This is a genomic window from Micromonospora sp. NPDC047793, from assembly GCF_040642635.1.
GTDB lineage: Bacteria > Actinomycetota > Actinomycetes > Mycobacteriales > Micromonosporaceae > Micromonospora.
Window position 1 is genome coordinate 555,780 of sequence record NZ_JBEYSG010000001.1, and the last position, 16,548, is coordinate 572,327.

16 protein-coding genes are annotated in these 16,548 nt (G+C 72.1%); 7 read left to right on the top strand and 9 right to left on the bottom strand.

Annotated elements, in window-relative coordinates; genetic code table 11:
- The first annotated feature begins 13 nt into the window (after nt 1–13).
- The 4 genes from tsaB (at nt 14) to ABZ738_RS02595 (ending at nt 2,525) form a co-directional block, all read left to right on the top strand.
- The gene (gene tsaB / locus ABZ738_RS02580; protein ID WP_357210479.1) at nt 14–691 is read left to right on the top strand and encodes a tRNA (adenosine(37)-N6)-threonylcarbamoyltransferase complex dimerization subunit type 1 TsaB; all 678 of its coding nucleotides are present in this window, start codon (nt 14–16) and stop codon (nt 689–691) included.
- 68 nt (nt 692–759) lie between these two features.
- Nucleotides 760–1,203, top strand: a complete 444-nt coding sequence (gene rimI, locus ABZ738_RS02585; protein ID WP_357210918.1) for a ribosomal protein S18-alanine N-acetyltransferase — start codon at nt 760–762, stop codon at nt 1,201–1,203.
- A 6-nt stretch (nt 1,204–1,209) separates the two neighbouring features.
- Nucleotides 1,210–2,256 carry a tRNA (adenosine(37)-N6)-threonylcarbamoyltransferase complex transferase subunit TsaD gene (tsaD, locus tag ABZ738_RS02590; protein ID WP_357210482.1) on the top strand — a complete coding sequence of 349 codons (1,047 nt, stop codon included), beginning with the start codon at nt 1,210–1,212 and terminating at the stop codon, nt 2,254–2,256.
- A gap of 14 nt (nt 2,257–2,270) precedes the next feature.
- A complete protein-coding gene (locus ABZ738_RS02595; RefSeq protein WP_131056998.1) occupies nt 2,271–2,525 on the top strand; it encodes a hypothetical protein in 255 nt (84 codons plus the stop codon).
- A gap of 15 nt (nt 2,526–2,540) precedes the next feature.
- On the opposite strand, the gene ABZ738_RS02600 is transcribed toward ABZ738_RS02595, so the two are convergent.
- The 8 genes from ABZ738_RS02600 to ABZ738_RS02635 all read right to left on the bottom strand — a co-directional run bounded on the left by ABZ738_RS02600 (nt 2,541) and on the right by ABZ738_RS02635 (nt 11,591).
- Nucleotides 2,541–4,184 carry a copper resistance protein CopC gene (locus ABZ738_RS02600; RefSeq protein ID WP_357210485.1) on the bottom strand — a complete coding sequence of 548 codons (1,644 nt, stop codon included), beginning with the start codon at nt 4,182–4,184 and terminating at the stop codon, nt 2,541–2,543.
- Nucleotides 4,185–4,201: 17 nt separating this feature from the next.
- The gene (locus ABZ738_RS02605; protein ID WP_131054919.1) at nt 4,202–4,939 is read right to left on the bottom strand and encodes a DUF4142 domain-containing protein; all 738 of its coding nucleotides are present in this window, start codon (nt 4,937–4,939) and stop codon (nt 4,202–4,204) included.
- 145 nt (nt 4,940–5,084) lie between these two features.
- Nucleotides 5,085–6,266 (bottom strand): ROK family transcriptional regulator, encoded by a 1,182-nt coding sequence (locus ABZ738_RS02610; protein WP_131054918.1) that lies wholly within the window; start codon nt 6,264–6,266, stop codon nt 5,085–5,087.
- Between the two features lie 29 nt (nt 6,267–6,295).
- Nucleotides 6,296–7,555 carry an ABC transporter permease gene (locus tag ABZ738_RS02615; RefSeq protein ID WP_131054917.1) on the bottom strand — a complete coding sequence of 420 codons (1,260 nt, stop codon included), beginning with the start codon at nt 7,553–7,555 and terminating at the stop codon, nt 6,296–6,298.
- Nucleotides 7,556–7,622: 67 nt separating this feature from the next.
- Nucleotides 7,623–8,441 carry an ATP-binding cassette domain-containing protein gene (locus ABZ738_RS02620; RefSeq protein ID WP_131054916.1) on the bottom strand — a complete coding sequence of 273 codons (819 nt, stop codon included), beginning with the start codon at nt 8,439–8,441 and terminating at the stop codon, nt 7,623–7,625.
- 102 nt (nt 8,442–8,543) lie between these two features.
- Nucleotides 8,544–9,638 carry a substrate-binding domain-containing protein gene (locus tag ABZ738_RS02625; RefSeq protein WP_131054915.1) on the bottom strand — a complete coding sequence of 365 codons (1,095 nt, stop codon included), beginning with the start codon at nt 9,636–9,638 and terminating at the stop codon, nt 8,544–8,546.
- 198 nt (nt 9,639–9,836) lie between these two features.
- Nucleotides 9,837–10,316, bottom strand: coding sequence for a Cys-tRNA(Pro) deacylase (ybaK, locus tag ABZ738_RS02630; RefSeq protein WP_131054914.1), 480 nt, complete (start codon nt 10,314–10,316; stop codon nt 9,837–9,839).
- Between the two features lie 30 nt (nt 10,317–10,346).
- Entirely contained in the window at nt 10,347–11,591 is a 1,245-nt protein-coding gene (locus tag ABZ738_RS02635; RefSeq protein ID WP_357210490.1) for a methyltransferase domain-containing protein, read from the bottom strand.
- Between the two features lie 498 nt (nt 11,592–12,089).
- On the opposite strand from ABZ738_RS02635, the gene groES reads away from it, so the two are divergent.
- The 3 genes from groES to ABZ738_RS02650 all read left to right on the top strand — a co-directional run bounded on the left by groES (nt 12,090) and on the right by ABZ738_RS02650 (nt 15,857).
- On the top strand, nt 12,090–12,404 hold the full coding sequence (gene groES, locus ABZ738_RS02640; RefSeq protein WP_089155197.1) for a co-chaperone GroES: 315 nt from the start codon (nt 12,090–12,092) through the stop codon (nt 12,402–12,404).
- 70 nt (nt 12,405–12,474) lie between these two features.
- Nucleotides 12,475–14,121 (top strand): chaperonin GroEL, encoded by a 1,647-nt coding sequence (groL, locus tag ABZ738_RS02645; RefSeq protein WP_357210493.1) that lies wholly within the window; start codon nt 12,475–12,477, stop codon nt 14,119–14,121.
- A 122-nt stretch (nt 14,122–14,243) separates the two neighbouring features.
- Nucleotides 14,244–15,857, top strand: a complete 1,614-nt coding sequence (locus tag ABZ738_RS02650) for a molybdopterin-dependent oxidoreductase (protein ID WP_357210495.1) — start codon at nt 14,244–14,246, stop codon at nt 15,855–15,857.
- A 57-nt stretch (nt 15,858–15,914) separates the two neighbouring features.
- Here the strand turns inward: ABZ738_RS02650 and ABZ738_RS02655 are convergent, their stop codons facing one another.
- Entirely contained in the window at nt 15,915–16,298 is a 384-nt protein-coding gene (locus ABZ738_RS02655; protein ID WP_131057755.1) for a WhiB family transcriptional regulator, read from the bottom strand.
- Between the last annotated feature and the right edge of the window lie 250 nt (nt 16,299–16,548).

Genomic DNA, 16,548 nt, shown 5'->3' on the forward strand with positions numbered 1-16,548 from the left:
AGGCTGGCTCATTGTGCTCGTACTCGTGGTGGACAGCTCGACGCCGGCGGTGACGGCGGCCCTGGTCGAGGTCACCGCGACGGCGGTGACGACCCGTGCGCACCGGTGCACCGTCGACGCCCGCGCCCACGGCGAGCTGCTCGCGCCTCAGGTCGACGCGGTGCTGACCGACGTCGGCGTCCGCCCGGCCGACCTCGACGCGATCGTCGCCGGGCTCGGCCCGGGGCCGTTCACCGGGCTGCGGGTCGGGCTGGTCACCGCCGCCACGATGGGTCAGGTGCTCGACATACCGACGTACGGTGTCTGCTCCCTGGACGCCATCGGATACCCGGCGGCGAGCGGCGAGCCGGTGCTGGCCGCCGGTGACGCGCGACGCCGGGAGATCTACTGGGCCGTCTTCGACGGCGCCGGGCAGCGGCTCGTCGGGCCGGAGGTCGGTGCCCCGGCGGTCGCCGCCGAGCGGGCCCGGGAACTGGGCGTCACGGCGGCGGTCGGTGACGGCGCGCACCGGTACGCGGAGACGCTCGGGCTGCCGCTGCGGCCGGAGCCGCGCTACCCGGACGCGTCCGCACTGGCCGCACTGGCCGCCGAACGCATCCGGGCCGGCGCGCCCGGCGAGACGCTGACCCCGCTCTATCTGCGGCGGCCGGACGCGGTGGCGGCCACCGCCCGCAAGACGGTCCTGCCGTGAGCGAGCGGCAACGCACCGATCCGGTGCGGCGTGAACTCGCACAGTGTGACTCGAAGCAGCGTGACCTGGTGCGGCTCGGCCGGTTCCGGTGGTGGCACATCGACGAGGTGCTGCCGATCGAGGCGGACCTCTTCGGCGCCGAGCAGTGGTCCGCGGCGATGTTCTGGAACGAACTGTCGCACGGGCACTTCTATCTGGTCGCGACCGACGACGGCGGCGCGGTGCTCGGCTACGCCGGGCTGGCGGTCGCGCCGCCCGACGAGGCGTGGGTGCAGAACATCGCGGTACGCCGGGACGCGCACCGCCGGGGCGTGGGGCGGGTACTGCTGGAGGCCCTGCTCGCCGAGGCCGCCCGGCGGCGCGTACGCAGCGTGCTGCTGGAGGTCGCGGCGGACAACGCGCCGGCCCAGCGCCTCTACGCGTCGTACGACTTCGAGCCGATCGGCGTGCGGCGCGGCTACTACCAACCGAGCAACACCGACGCGCTGGTGATGCAGCGCCACCAGGACTGAGCACCCATGGCTGACGAACCCCTGATCCTCGGCATCGAGACCTCGTGCGACGAGACCGGTGTCGGCATCGTGCGCGGGCACACCCTGCTCGCCGACGCGCTCGCGTCCAGCGTGGACCAGCACGCCCGGTTCGGCGGGGTGGTGCCGGAGGTGGCCAGCCGGGCGCACCTGGAGGCGATCGTGCCGACCATGCGGCGGGCGCTGACCGAGGCCGGGGTGACGATCGCCGACATCGACGCGATCGCGGTGACCGCCGGCCCGGGGCTGGCCGGTGCGCTGCTGGTCGGGGTGGCCGCGGCCAAGGGGTACGCGGTCGCCGCCGAGAAGCCCGTCTACGGGGTCAACCACCTGGCCGCGCACGTGGCGGTGGACACGCTGGAACACGGGCCGCTGCCCGAGCCGGCGATCGCCCTCCTGGTCTCCGGGGGGCACTCGTCGTTGCTGCTCGTCGACGACCTGGCGCACGGCGTCACCCCGCTGGGCGCCACCATCGACGACGCGGCCGGGGAAGCCTTCGACAAGGTGGCCCGGCTGCTCGGCCTGCCGTTTCCCGGCGGCCCCTACATCGACCGGGAGGCGCGGGCCGGCGATCCGGCGTCGATCGCGTTCCCGCGTGGCCTGACCGCCGCCAAGGACCTGGCCGCGCACCGGTACGACTTCTCCTTCTCCGGGTTGAAGACCGCGGTGGCCCGGTGGGTGGAGGCACGACAGCGGGCCGGTGAACCGGTGCCGGTGGCCGACGTGGCGGCGTCCTTCCAGGAGGCGGTCTGCGACGTGCTGGTCACCAAGGCGCTGGACGCCTGCCGCAGCAGTGGCGTGGAGACCCTGGTGATCGGCGGGGGAGTGGCGGCCAACTCGCGGCTGCGGGCGTTGGCCGAGCAGCGGGCCGCGCGGCACGGCATCCGGGTACGCGTACCCCGGCCGGGACTGTGCACCGACAACGGCGCGATGGTGGCGGCCCTCGGCTCGCACCTGGTCGCCTCGGGGGTCGCGCCGAGCCGGCTCGACCTGCCCGCGGATTCGGCGATGCCGCTGACCACGATCAGCGTCTGAGGGAGGACGGCGACGTGATCGTACGGATGTGGGAGGCGCGGGCGGAGCCGTACGCGCTCGCCGAGTTGATCACCTGGGTCTGCGACAGCGCCCTGCCCGAGTTCGAGCACGACCCGCTGCACCTGTCCAGCGAGGTGTTCTCCTCCACCGACCACCGGGTGGTGGTGATCTCGAAGTGGCGCAGCAGTCCCCGGCCGCTGCCCGAGCCGCCGGTGATGCTGCTCGCCCGGCCGCCGCACTCCTGGGACTTCACCCAGGTCGACCGCTGAACCGGGCCACCACGGTCAGCGGATGGTCACCGTGGTGGTCGCGGTGGCCCGGTCGATGTCGCTGGTCCGGGCGCTGATCCGCAGCGTCCACTCGCCGGCCAGGGGGAACTGGATCTCGGCGCTGCCGTGGTGCGGTTCCAGGCTGAGTACGTCGATCGCGATCGGCTCGATACCCGCCTCCGGCAGGGCGGCGGTGACGCTCCACTCCGCCACCGGCAGCTCCTTGCCCGCCGGTGTGTAGACGTACGCGTGCAGGCTGTTCGCGGTGTTCGGGGCCGCCGGGTAGATGTCGAACTGCACCACGAAGATGCTTGTGGTCAACGACTGGGCGACACCGTCCCGGGTGACCCCGTCGGCGGTCGCGCCGTCCGTCCGCCCCGGCGGCGTCTGCACCAGCACGGCGGTCAGCACCAGGACCATCGCGGTCACCGCGAGTTCGACACCGGCCGCGCGGGCGACCCAGCGGGGCCGCCCGGCGGCGACCCGCCGCCGGATCAGGCGCCGCTGCCAGGCCGCGATCGCCAGCACGGCTGCGAGCAGTGCGGCCTTGGCGCAGAGCAGCCGACCGTACGTGGTGCCGAGCACCGCCGACGGCCGACCGAGTTCGATCGCGGCCTGGAGCACCCCGGCGGTGACCAGCCAGGCCACCGCCAGCGTGGCCCACTTCGACCAGGCCGGCAGGATGCGGGCGAGAACCCGCTCGTGGGTGCCCCGGAGCAGGAACACGGTGAGGGCGAGCAGCCCGCCCAGCCAGACCGCCACCCCGACGACGTGCACGGTGGTCAGCACGATGCTCACCGGCGGCACCGGTGCGGCGACCGGATGCCCGGCGAGCGGCCAGGTGACCGCCCCGGCCACCCCCACCACGGCCAGCGCCCCCGTCCGGACCCGCCCGGCGCGTCCCCGGGTGACCGTCGGCAGCAGCGCCGCGGCGACGCCGACCAGGGCCAGGCGTGCCGCCAGCACCAGGCCGATGTCGGTGTCGGCGACGGCGCGCAGGTCGGCGGGGGAGAGTTGCCCGACCGGCGCGCCGACCACCTGGGCGGCCTGCCCGACCCAGGTGCCGACGGTGGCCACGGCGACCAGGCCGAGCCCGACCAGCGCCGTCACCGTCGCACCCCGCCGGGACCGCCGGGGTGGCCAGAACGCCGGAGCGAGCAGCGGCGGACCGACCGCCAGCAGCAGACCGAGGTAGCCGAGGAACTTGGCGGCGGGCACCAGGACCCCGGCCGGTGACTCCGACTCCGCCACGGCCGGCAGGGGTGGGGCCACCGACGGTGCCCCGGCGGCGAAGGTGAAGCTGCCGGCGACCGGATGACTGTCCGCCGAGATGACGCGGTAACTGACCAGGTACGTGCCGAGCGGCCGGTCGGAGGCGCGCAGCATGATCCGCAGGGTCCGGTCGCGGACCTCCGGGTCACCGATGTTGATCCGCTTACCGTCCGGCGCGAGCACCTGCACCCGGCCGGACACCGGCGCGACCGACTCGCTGAAGGTGACCAGGACCTCGCGTGGCGCGTACGGGAGCACCTCGTCGCGCTGCGGGGTGGTGTCCACCACGACGGCGTGCGCCGCCGCTGGGCCGGCGGGACCCAGGGCGGCGCACAGGGTGGCCAGGACCAGCCCGAGGAGGGCGAGGGCCCGGGTGCGGGGAGCCATCGGTGCGGGTCGGCTGGTTACCTGCGGCGCAACAGCCGATAGCTGAGGAAGCCGCCGGTGCCGATGGCAACGAAGAAGATGGCCCAGATCAGGGTGTTGCTGATGCCCACCGCCGGTGCGGTGTTGGCCGACGCGGCGGCGATCAGTCCGTCCTCGCCGGGCGCGGGCAGCACGGCGGGCGGCAGTTCGGCGTACCGCACCAGGCCGGTGCTCTCCAGCATCAGCATGTGGTCGCTGACGTACTTGTTGGTGGCGTTGGCCAGGTCGCGGATGACGTCGTTGCGGGTGCTGCCGCGGACCGCGGTGACGACCGGGAGGATCGAGCCGTGGGCGACCCGGAGCCGGGTGACGAAGATCTGGTCGAACCGGGCGCCGGTGGCGTCCTTCATCTCCGTCAGCCACTGCTGCTGCTGTGCGGACGGCACGGTCGGGATGGTCGCGCCGAGCTTGTTGGCGGCCTCCACGGTGAGTCGGTCCAGTTCCTCGTGCTGCCGGGCGATCTCCGCACCGACCTCGCGGACCACCGCCGACTGGCCCTTCTCGGCGGCCATCTGTCCGGCCGGCATCTCCCAGAGCCCGGCCAGGCGTACCCCGTCGAGCAGGGCCTGGTCGGCGGCGGCGAGTTGCTGGCCGGCGGGCGCGGCCACGGCGGCACCGGGATGCCAGACGAGAGCGGCGGCGATCGTGGTGAGCAGCACCGCCAGGCGACGGGACCGGGTGCCCTGCCGGCGACGAGCGGAATCCAGCGGTGCCATGTCTGCGGCGCCTCCTCGGACGAGAACCGGTCGACTACGTGACGGCGGCCGTGACACGCCGGCCGCTCGTCCGCACAGTGGTACGGAATGAGTGGCCGATCAGTTCACCGGTTCCGAAACCGGTTCACGGTCTTGTCCGGTCGGGTCAGCCGACGTCGAGCGGGTCGGCCAGCAGCCGTTCGAAGGCGAGTTCGGCGGCGCCGACAAGCGGGGCGTCCTCGCCGAGTTTCGGCGTCCGCAGGCGTACGTGCTCCAGGCAGGCGGGCAGGCCGTTGGAGTTGAGCCGGCTGCGTACCTGGGCGGCGGCGGCCAGATAGAGGTCGCGCATGGTGCCGCCGAAGATGACCATCTCGGGGTTGAAGATGTTGACCAGGTTGGCGACACCGAAACCCAGCCAGTCGCCGGCCTGGCGTACCGCCGTCTGGGCCCGGGCGTCGCCACGGTCGGCGGCGTCGAAGACCGCGAGCATCGCCTCCCGGCCCCGGGCGTCGGAGCGCTCGGCGGCCCGCAGCAGCCCGTGCTCGCCGATCTCGGTCTCCCAGCAGCCCCGGTTGCCGCACTCGCAGCGCACCCCGTCGCGGCTGACCACCATGTGCCCGACCTCGCCGCTGTAGCCGCCGTGCCCGGTGAGGCGGCGGCCACCGGCGATGATCCCGGCGCCCACGCCGACGTCGCCGTAGAGGTAGATGACGTTGTCGCAGCCGGCCGCCGCGCCCCGGGCGTGTTCGGCGAAGGCCGCCACGTCGGCGACGTTCCCCACGGTGACCGGGACGTCGACGCCGAGTTCGCTGCCGAGGGTGGTGCCGATCGGCTCGTCCACCCATCCGGTGGTCGGGCCGAGGCGGACCAGACCGTCGTCGCGGCGCACCATGCCGCAGACCGCCACCCCGGCCCCGACGCAGACCGCGTCCTGCGGCAGCCCGTGCCGCATCTCCTTCACCGCTCCGGCCAGCAGCGGGGCGGCCTCCGTCGCGGTCAACCCGCGCGGGCGGTCCAGTTCCCAACGGTCGAGCACCGCACCGCCCAGACCGACCCGCGCGGCCCGCAGCCGGTCCACCTCGATGCTGTACGCGTACGCGAAGACCCGGTCCGACTCGGGCCGGACGACCAGCGACGGTCGTCCGGCCCGGCCGGTCTCCTTCGGCGCCCCCTCGCTCACCAGTCCGGCGGCGGCGAGGTCGGCGGTGAGCGCGCCGATGGTGCTCCGGTTCAAGCCCAGCGTGTTCGTCAGCTCGGCGCGCGTGGTGGCGCCGTGCAGGTGCACGTAACGCAGCAGGGCACCGAGATTCTGCCGACGGATCTCGTCCTGGCTGGGTCCTACGCGCATCGAGGCTTGACTACTTTCGGTACAGCGGATCAGCGGTTGCCGGTGGCCGAGGCTCGTCGTCGCGACAACGCGTCGACACTCGCCGCGAGCAGCAGCACCACGCCGGTGACCACGAACTTCACGCCCGAGCTGTAGCCCATCAGCCCCATGCCATTGTCGATCACCGCCACCACGGCGCCACCGAGGACCGCGTCCAGGACGCGTCCCTTGCCACCGAAGAGGCTGGTACCACCGATCACCGCCGCCCCGACGGCGTACAGCAGCACGTTGCTGCCACCGGTGTTCGGGTCGACCGAGTTGGCCCGGCTCGCCGCCACGATGCCGCCGATCGCCGCCATCGTGGAGCAGATCACGAAGACCGAGATGCGGATCCGGTCCACGTTGATGCCGGCCCGGCGCGCGGCCTCCTTGTTGCCGCCGACCGCGTAGATGTGCCGGCCGTAGCTGGTGCGCTGGAGCACGAACGTCCAGGCCACGAGCAGGACGGCGATGATCGGCACCACGATCGGTACACCCTTGAGCGAGCTGATCAGCACGTTGCGGCTGCGCTCCAGGTTGAGCACGTAGACGGCGACGCCGAGGACCACGGCCAGGATGCCGATCCGGCCCAGCACCATGGCCAGCGGGTCGTTGATCAGGCCGCGTGCGGCACGCTTGCGGTACCGCAGCAACTGCACCGCGGCGAAGCCGGCGACCGCGAGCGCGGTCAGGGCCCAGCCGAGGGCCGGCGGCAGGTTGCGGTTGGCGATCGCGACCAGGACCGGGTCGCGGACCGAGATGTTCCGGCCCTCCTCCATCAGCAGCAGCACCACGCCCTGGAAGGCGAGGAAGCCGGCGAGGGTGACCACGAACGACGGGATGCCGACCTTGGCGACCAGGAAGCCCAGCGTGGTGCCGATGACCAGGCCGGTGAGCACGGCCGCGAGCACCGCCACGTACCACGGGTACCCGAGGACGGTCACCACGTTGGCCAGCACCGCCGCGCAGACGCCGCTGGCGAAACCGGCGGACAGGTCGATCTCGCCCAGCAGCAGGACGAAGACCAGCCCCATGGCGATCAACGTGACCGCCGCGCCCTGGGTGAACAGGTTGGCGAAGTTGCCCGCGGTGAGGAAGCTCGGACGCATGATCGAGAAGATCGTGCAGAGGACGAGCAGGCCGGCGACGGCGGGCAGCGCGCCGATGTCGCCGCCGCGTACCCGACGCCAGTAGCCGCGTACGTGACTGGCGACGGAGGGTGCCGGTGCCACGGCGGCCGGCCCGTCCTGCTTGACGGCGGTGGAACTCATGCCGACCCTCCGCTGCGCTGCGGGCCGGCCTCGGCCCGGAGTTGATGATTCGCTCGCTGCGGCTCGCTCATGCCAGCCCTCCTGTGTTGCTGCTGGCGGGTGCTCCACCGTTGCCGTTGGTGGCCGGTTCGGTGGCGAGCCCGAGCCCGCCGGAACGGCCTGCGGTGATCAGTTCGACGATCTGCGAGTGCGTGATGTCGGTGGTCCTCACCTGGGCGACCATCTGGCCGAGATAGAGCGCGGCGATCCGGTCGGAGACGGCGAAGACGTCGTTCATGTTGTGCGAGATGAGCACCACGGCCAGGCCGTTGTCGGCCAGCCGGCGGACCAGTTCGAGCACCTGGGCGGTCTGTGCGACGCCGAGCGCGGCGGTCGGCTCGTCCAGGATCACCAGCTTGCTGTTCCAGAGCACCGCCTTGGCGATCGCCACGGTCTGGCGCTGGCCGCCGGAGAGGCTGGAGACGTGCTGGCGCAGCGACTTGACGGTGCGTACGGAGAGCCCGGCGAGGGTCTCCGCGGCCATCTGCTCCATCGTCGGCTCGTCCAGGACGATGCCGCTGCGCTTCTCCCGCCCGAGGAACATGTTCTGCACGATGTCGAGGTTGTCGCAGAGCGCGAGGTCCTGGTAGACGACCTCGATGCCGAGCGAGGCGGCGTCGCGGGGGCTGTTGATGTGCACCGGGCGGCCGTCGAAGACGAACTCCCCGGAGTCGGTGGGGTAGATGCCGCTGATGCACTTGACCAGGGTCGACTTGCCGGCGCCGTTGTCGCCGACGAGCGCGGTCACCTCGCCCGGGTAGGCAGCGAAGGCGACGTCGCGCAGGACCTGGACGGGACCGAAGCTCTTGTCGATCCCGCGTAGCTCCAGCAGTGGGGTCGCGGACACGGGGTTCTCCTTAGACACGGAGGGAGATCGGGACCCGTCCAGCGGCGTCGCGCCGCCCGGCACGGGGTTGCCGTGCCGGGCGGCGCCGCCTAGGCGGGTGGGTCAGCTGATGCCCGCTTCGGTGCAGAGCTTGGCGAAGTCGGGGGTGCAGACCTCTTCCTTGGTCACGTAGCCGTCGGCGATGACGTCCTTGACGTTCTCCTTGTAGATCGCCTTCGGAGTGAGCAGGACGCTGGCCACGTCCCGACCGCTCTCCGGGTCCTTGACCGTCTGGCCGGTCTCCTTGCGCTCGCCCTTGGCCAGCGCGATGGCCAGCTCGGAAGCGGCGTCCGCCTCCTGCTTGACGGCCTTGTAGACGGTCATGCACTGGTCACCGGCGAGGATGTTCTGCAGACCCTGCGGGTCGGCGTCCTGGCCGGTCACCGGGACCTTGCCGTTGAGGTTGTTCTTCTTGAGCACCGAGATGGCGGCGTTGCCCAGGCCGTCGTTCGCGCTCAGCACGCCGTCGATCTTGCCGCTGGCCTTGGTGAGCTGCTGCTCGAAGATGGTGGCGGCCTGCGCGTTGTCCCAGTCCGGCACCGAGTCGTCGGCGGCCTTGGTGTACTCGCCCGAGTCGAACTTCGGCTTGAGGACCGAGTCGTACCCGTTCTTGAACAGGGTCGCGTTGTTGTCGGTCGGCGAGCCGTTCAGGTACGCGATCGCCGGCTTCTCCACCTTGGCGTCGGTGAGGCACTTGACGAGGCCCTCGCCCTGGAGCTTGCCGACGGCCTCGTTGTCGAAGCTGACGTAGTACTCCGCCGAGCCGCCGAGGGTGAGGCGGTCGTAGTCGATGGTGGCGACGCCCTGCGACTTGGCCTTGTCGAGCACGGCCTTGCCGGTGCCGGAGTCCAGGTTGACGATCATCAGCGCGGTGACGCCGCTGGTGATCATCTGGTCGGCGATGGTCTGGAACGCGTTCTTGTCACCCTGGGCGTTCTGGATGTCGTACTGGACGCCGGCGGCCTTGAACGCCTCCTCCAGGAACTTGCGGTCCGCGCTCTCCCAGCGGACGGAGGACTTGCTGTCCGGCAGGATCACCCCGATCTTCGGGGTCTTGTCGGAACCGGCCTGGTTGCCGCCGGAGTCGTCGCCGCAGGCCGTCAGGGAGCCGAGGGTCAGGAGACCCACGGCGCCGACGGCGAGGAAGCCCTTGCGCATCTGCAGGGTCCTTTCGAGGGTGGGGGAAGGGTGTCGGTGTTTGTTTTGTTGTGTCCGGCAACGTATTGCGCCCCACACGCCAGCACAAGAGTGCGATCGCGATGAGTTTGTTGTCGGCGGTAACAATTCAGCAACGCCGACGACACCCGCCCGGTACGCGGCCGGGCGACGACGGATAAGTGGGCAGGTCGGGTGCGGTCAGCCGGTGGTCAGCGCGGCGGTGCTGGCCTCGGTGAGCGCCACGAGATCCGTGGGCGCCAATTCCACCTGGAGACCCCGGCGACCGGCCGACACGTACACGGTGGGATGCGCCAGGGCGGACTCGTCGATCACGGTGGGCAGCCGCTTGCGTTGGCCGAGCGGACTGATGCCGCCCCGCACGTACCCGGTGGTCCGCTCGGCCGCCGCGCGGTCGGCCAGCGCCGCCCGCTTGCCGCCCACGGCGGCGGCGAGGGCCTTGAGGTCCAACTCGCCGGTGACCGGCACCACCGCCACGGTCAGCGCGCCGTCGACCTCGGTGACCAGGGTCTTGAAGACCCGTTCCGGCGCGACCGCGAGCGCGGCGGCGACCACCGCGCCGTAGTTGGCGGCGTCCGCCGGGACGTCGTACGGGTGGGTGCGGTGCGTGATCCTCTGCTTCGCCAGCAGCGCGATCGCCGGCGTACCCCGTCCCGCCATGCCCGCCAACCTAGTCCTGCGCCCGGCGGGTCAGGTCGCCGGCTGGCAGACCAGCACCGTCGGCGCTCCGGCGACCCGGGTCAGCACCAGGCTGGCCGGCTGGTCACCGGCCAACCGCAGGTCCCGCCGGAGCCGCTCCGGTTCCAGCGCGGAGCCCCGCTTGAGGATCTCCACCCGGCCGACCCGGCGCTCCCGCAGCAGCGCCCGCAGCCGCTTGAGCGAGAACGCCAGCACGTCGGTCACCTCCAGGCAGCGGGCGTACGGGGTGGGGGTGGCCCGGTCGGCATAGAGGTAGGCGATGCTCGGGTCGGCCAGCGTGGCGTCCAGGTCGGCGGCGAGCTCGGCGACCAGGTGTGCCCGTACCACCGCCGAATCCGGGTCGTAGACGAACCTGCGTACCGGCCCGACCGGCGCCTCCGCCGTCCCCCGCCCGGTGAGCTGATGCACGCGCACCCCATCGCCTTCATGTAAGGAGGGGACCCCTGCTATACACGAGGCGTTAGTAGGGGGCCCTTCCTTGCAGATGGTCGCGCGGCGGGGGTGTGCGGCGAGCGGGCCGCACCAGAGGGCCGCCTCCACCAGGTCGCCGTCGACGCCGACCCACTCCGCCTCGGCGCCGGCCGGGATCAGGGCGTGATCGAGACCCGGCGCCACCTTCACCACCATGCGCGGCACCCGTTCGGCGAGGCCGGTGACGAAGTCCCACGGCGGCGAGTACGCGTTCGGGTCGAAGACCCGGCGACCGGTACCGGCCCGGCGGCGGGCCGGATCGCAGAAGACCGCGTCGACCCGGGTCACGTCGAACGCGGTCGCGTCGCCACACTCGACGGTGACGAGGTCGGCCAACCCGGCAGCGAGAGCGTTCGCCTCGGCGAGCGCGGCGGTGAGCGGGTCGGCCTCCACCGCGTACACCCGGATGCCGGCGCGAGCGGCGGCCAGCGCGTCGGCGCCCAACCCGCAGCCCAGGTCCGCCAGGGTGCCCACCCCGGCGGCCCGCAGTCGTCGGGCCCGACGGTCCGCCACGATCCGCCGGGTGGCCTGCTCCAGACCGGGCCGGGTGAAGAACATGGCGCCGGCCTCCGACCCGAACTTGCCGGTGGCGCGGCGGCGCAACTCCGCCTGGGTCAGTGCCGCCGCCGCCAGTCCGGCCGGCACCCCTGCCGCGCGGAGCGTGGCCGCCGCGTGCAGCGGGTCGCCGCCGGCCACCCGCCCCGCCGCGTCGAGCGCCGCCGACCCCTCGTCGGTACGCAACGCGGCGAACTGCTCCAGATCCACCCGCCCATTGTCCGGGCCGCCACTCGTCCCCGCCCCGGCCGCCCCCGCCCCCGCCCGCCGCTGTCCTGCCCGCCGCTGTCCTGTTCATGATCGTGCTCGATCCAGGATCGAGTGGTCTCGCGGTCGCCTGGATACCACTCGATCCTGGATCGAGCGGCTGCGGGCGGTCGATGGCTTCCTGGCGGAGGCAGGTGACCGGGTGGCGGGCCTCGGGTGGCGGTCGTCTGTGGTTAACGGCGGCGCGAGTATGGGGGCAAGAGTGGGGGAAGAGTGGCGACACGAGGTGGGGAGTTGGCACTCTCCTTGACGGAGTGCTAGCCGAGGAATAACCTGCGATTAGCACTCTCACCCTGAGGGTGCCAACGTCCGGGCCCTGGTGCCCGGGGGTTGAACGCCAGGCGGACCGGCACCCGCGACGACGGCCCCGCCCGGTGGCATGTGGCAATTGACGCCGGTCGGCATGCCGATCGGTAACGAAACCAAGTACCCCAGGAGGGTATGCCCGTGACTACCGCGACCAAGGTTGCGATCAAGCCGCTCGAGGACCGCATCGTGGTCCAGGCGAACGAGGCCGAGACCACCACCGCCTCGGGCATCGTGATCCCCGACACCGCCAAGGAGAAGCCGCAGGAGGGCACCGTCCTCGCTGTCGGCCCGGGCCGGATCGACGACAAGGGCAACCGCGTGCCGATCGACGTCTCCGTCGGCGACACCGTCCTCTACTCGAAGTACGGCGGCACCGAGGTCAAGTACGCCGGCGAGGAGTACCTGGTGCTCTCCGCCCGCGACGTCCTCGCGGTCATCGAGAAGTAACCAACCGATCAGTGACGTTGCCCCGGTCCGGTTCGCCGGGCCGGGGCAACCTCGCGTCGAAGGGACATTCATGGCGAAGATCCTGAGCTTCTCGGACGACGCCCGGCACCTGCTGGAGCACGGTGTCAACGCGCTCGCGGACGCGGTCAAGGTCACCCTCGGGCCGCGCGGGCGCAACGTCGTCCTGGACAAGAAATTCGGTGCGCCGACGATCACCAACGATGGTGTGACCATCGCCAAGGAGATCGAGCTCACCAACCCGTACGAGAACCTCGGCGCGCAGTTGGTCAAGGAGGTGGCGACCAAGACCAACGACGTCGCCGGCGACGGGACCACCACCGCGACCGTGCTGGCCCAGGCCATGGTCCGCGAAGGTCTGCGCAATGTCACCGCGGGCGCCAACCCGGCCGGCCTCAAGCGGGGCGTCGACGCGGCCGCCGCGAAGGTCTCCGAGGCGCTGCTCGGCAAGGCCGTCGAGGTCGCCGACAAGAAGGCCGTGGCGCACGTCGCGACGGTCTCCGCGCAGGACGCCACCATCGGTGAGCTGATCGCCGAGGCGATGGAGCGGGTCGGCCGCGACGGTGTGATCACCGTCGAGGAGGGCTCCGCCCTGCACACCGAGCTGGACGTGACCGAGGGTCTCCAGTTCGACAAGGGCTTCATCTCGCCGAACTTCGTCACCGACGCGGAGTCGCAGGAGTCCGTCCTGGAGGACGCGTACATCCTGATCACCACGCAGAAGATCTCGGCGATCGAGGAGCTGCTGCCGCTGCTGGAGAAGGTCCTCCAGAACAATAAGCCGCTGCTGATCGTCGCCGAGGACGTCGAGGGCCAGGCCCTGTCCACCCTGGTGGTGAACGCGATCCGCAAGACCCTCAAGGTCTGCGCGGTCAAGGCCCCCGGCTTCGGTGACCGCCGCAAGGCGATGCTCCAGGACATGGCGATCCTGACCGGCGCCGAGCTGGTCGCGCCCGAGCTGGGCTACAAGCTCGACCAGGTCGGCCTGGAGGTGCTGGGCACCGCCCGGCGCATCGTGGTCGACAAGGAGAACACCACGATCGTCGACGGTGGCGGTCAGGGCACCGAGGTCACCGACCGGGTCGCCCAGATCCGCAAGGAGATCGAGGCGTCGGACTCCGAGTGGGACCGGGAGAAGCTCGCCGAGCGGCTGGCCAAGCTCTCCGGCGGCATCGCGGTGGTCAAGGTCGGCGCGGCCACCGAGGTCGAGATGAAGGAGCGCAAGCACCGCATCGAGGACGCCATCGCCGCGACCAAGGCTGCGGTCGAGGAGGGTACGGTCCCCGGCGGCGGTGCCGCCCTGGCCCAGATCCTGCCGGTGCTCGACGACGACCTGGGCTTCACCGGTGACGAGAAGGTCGGCGTCTCGATCGTGCGCAAGGCGCTGGTCGAGCCGCTGCGCTGGATCGCCCAGAACGCCGGCCACGACGGTTACGTGGTGGTGCAGAAGGTCATCGCCGCCGAGTGGGGCACCGGTCTCGACGCGGCCGTCGGCGAGTACGTCGACCTGGCCAAGGCGGGCATCATCGACCCGGTCAAGGTGACCCGTAACGCGGTCACCAACGCCGCGTCGATCGCCGGTCTGCTGCTCACCACCGAGAGCCTCGTGGTGGACAAGCCGAAGGAGGCGGAGCCCGCCGCCGCCGGTGGCCACGGCCACGGGCACGGGCACGGCCACCAGCACGGCCCGGGTTTCTGACCCGAGGAGTACGTGGACGTGGGGCGCACCGTCGACGACGGTGCGCCCCACGTGTGTTCCGGCCCGGTCACACCGGGTCGAGGTGACTACCGGTCGGGCGTACGGTCGGAAACACTGGACCGGTGAGCAGTACGACACCCCGGTACGCCGCCCTCGCCGGTATCGCCGCCGCAACGGCGGCCATCGGTGCCGCCGAGGTCGTGGCGGTGCTGACCGGCCCCCGTTCCGCCCCGCTGGTGGCGGTCGGTGGGCTGGTCGTGGACGCCGCCCCCGAGCCGGTGAAGCGGTTCGGCATCGCGGTCTTCGGCACGTACGACAAGATCGCCCTGCTGGTCGGGACGGCGGTGCTGCTGGCCGGTTTCGCCGCCCTGCTGGGCGTGCTGGCCGTACGCCGCCTGGTGGTCGGCCTGGCCGGCATCGCGGCGTTCGCCGCTCTCGGTGCCGGGGCGGCGCTGACCCGGGCCGGCGCGGACGGCCTGGACGCGGTGCCGTCGCTGGTCGGCGCGCTGGTCGGCGGCGTGACGCTCTGGGCGTTCGTCGCCGGTCCGCTGGAACTCGATCCGTGGCCCTGGTCCCCGCCGACGGGCGAGCGCGCGCCCGCGCCGGACGGGGCAGGGCCGCAGCACCCACCCGAGCCGGACGGGACGGGTCCGCAGCGGCGGACCGATCCGGAGTCGCGGCGGCGCTTCCTCACCGGTGTCGGCGGGGTGCTCGGGGTGGCCGTCGTCGGCGGGGCGGCCGGACGGTGGTGGGCCGGTCAACGGGGTGTCTCCGACGCGCGGGCGGCGATCAGCCTGCCCGCCCCGGTCTCCGCCGCGCCGCCGCTGCCCGCCGGTGTCGACCTGGAGGTGCCGGGCCTGGCGCGGTACGTCACCGAGAACCGGCGCTTCTATCGCATCGACACCGCGCTCGTGGTGCCGCAGGTGGATCCGGAGACGTGGCGGCTGCGCATCCACGGCCGGGTGCGCAATCCGGTGACGCTGAGCTTCGCGGACCTGTTGGCCCGGCCGATGGTGGAGCGGTACGTCACGCTGGCCTGCGTCTCCAACGAGGTCGGCGGCGATCTGATCGGCAACGCGCGGTGGCTCGGCGTACCGATCCGGGAGCTGCTCGACGAGGTGCAGCCGCTCGACGGCGCGGACCAGGTGGTCGGGCGCTCGGTGGACGGCTGGACCTGCGGCACCCCGACGTCGGTGCTGCGGGACGGGCGGGACGCGTTGCTCGCCGTCGGTATGAACGGCGAGCCGTTGCCGGTGGCGCACGGATTCCCGGCCCGGATGGTGGTGCCCGGCCTCTACGGGTACGTGTCGGCGTGCAAGTGGATCACCGAGCTGGAGCTGACCAGCTTCGCCGACTTCGACGCGTACTGGGTGCCCCGGGGCTGGTCGGCCGAGGGGCCGGTGAAGACGCAGTCGCGGATCGACACGCCCCGCCCGCGTAACCGTCCCGCCGCCGGCCCGGTCACCGTGGCCGGGGTCGCGTGGGCGCAGCACCGGGGCGTACGCCGGGTCGAGGTCCGCGTCGACGGCGGACCCTGGCAGGAGGCGGAGCTGGCGCCGACGGCCTCGGTGGACACCTGGGTGCAGTGGTCCTGGCGGTGGGAGGCGACGCCCGGCGAGCACACGCTCCAGGTGCGGGCGACGGACAGCACCGGCGAGACGCAGACCGGGCAGCGGCAGGACGTGGCGCCGGACGGCGCGACGGGTTGGCACTCGGTCACCCTGACGGTCGAGTGACGCACAGACCGACGCCGCGCTTCCGGGGGGCGGGAGCGCGGCGTCGGGGGCGTTCGGTCAGGCGACGTTGCGTTGGGGCGGGAGGGCCGCCCGGTGGGAGCTGCCCAGACGGGCTTCCAACCGGTTGACGTCGACCCGGGTCTGCCGACGGTCGGCGAGGTCCTCCCAGCCGACCGCGAGCAGGCGCAGGCGCTCCGACTCGCTGAATCCACCCCACACGCCGTACGGCTCCCGCACCGCCAACGCGTGCGCGGCGCACTCGGCGCGTACCGGGCAGGCGCGGCAGACGTTCTTGGCGGAGGACTCCCGCCGGAGCCGGGAGGATCCGCGCTCGCCGTCGGGGTGGAAGAACTGTGCGCTGTCGCGGCCACGACAGGAGCCGAGGCGCTGCCAGTCCCACAGGTCGATGATCGGTCCGGGCAGTCTACGTACGTTCGACATCTGCACCCCTCCTCTCGCGCGGCACCGCGAGATACTTCGTGGCCGGCTGTCCGGGCGGCGGGCCGCGCAGGCGCACCGTTCCCGGCCTGAGCCCCTCGGTACCCAGCCCCTTCTCGGCTCACACGTGTGTGATCGAAAACGTTTGCCGAATTGGGGCATATGCCCTATCTGTCGGAAAAGTTGGAAGAGTTGCCGGGAACCTCCTCCCGACCCCACCCCGTCATGGTCTGCTCGTGTGCGGAGAGGAGAT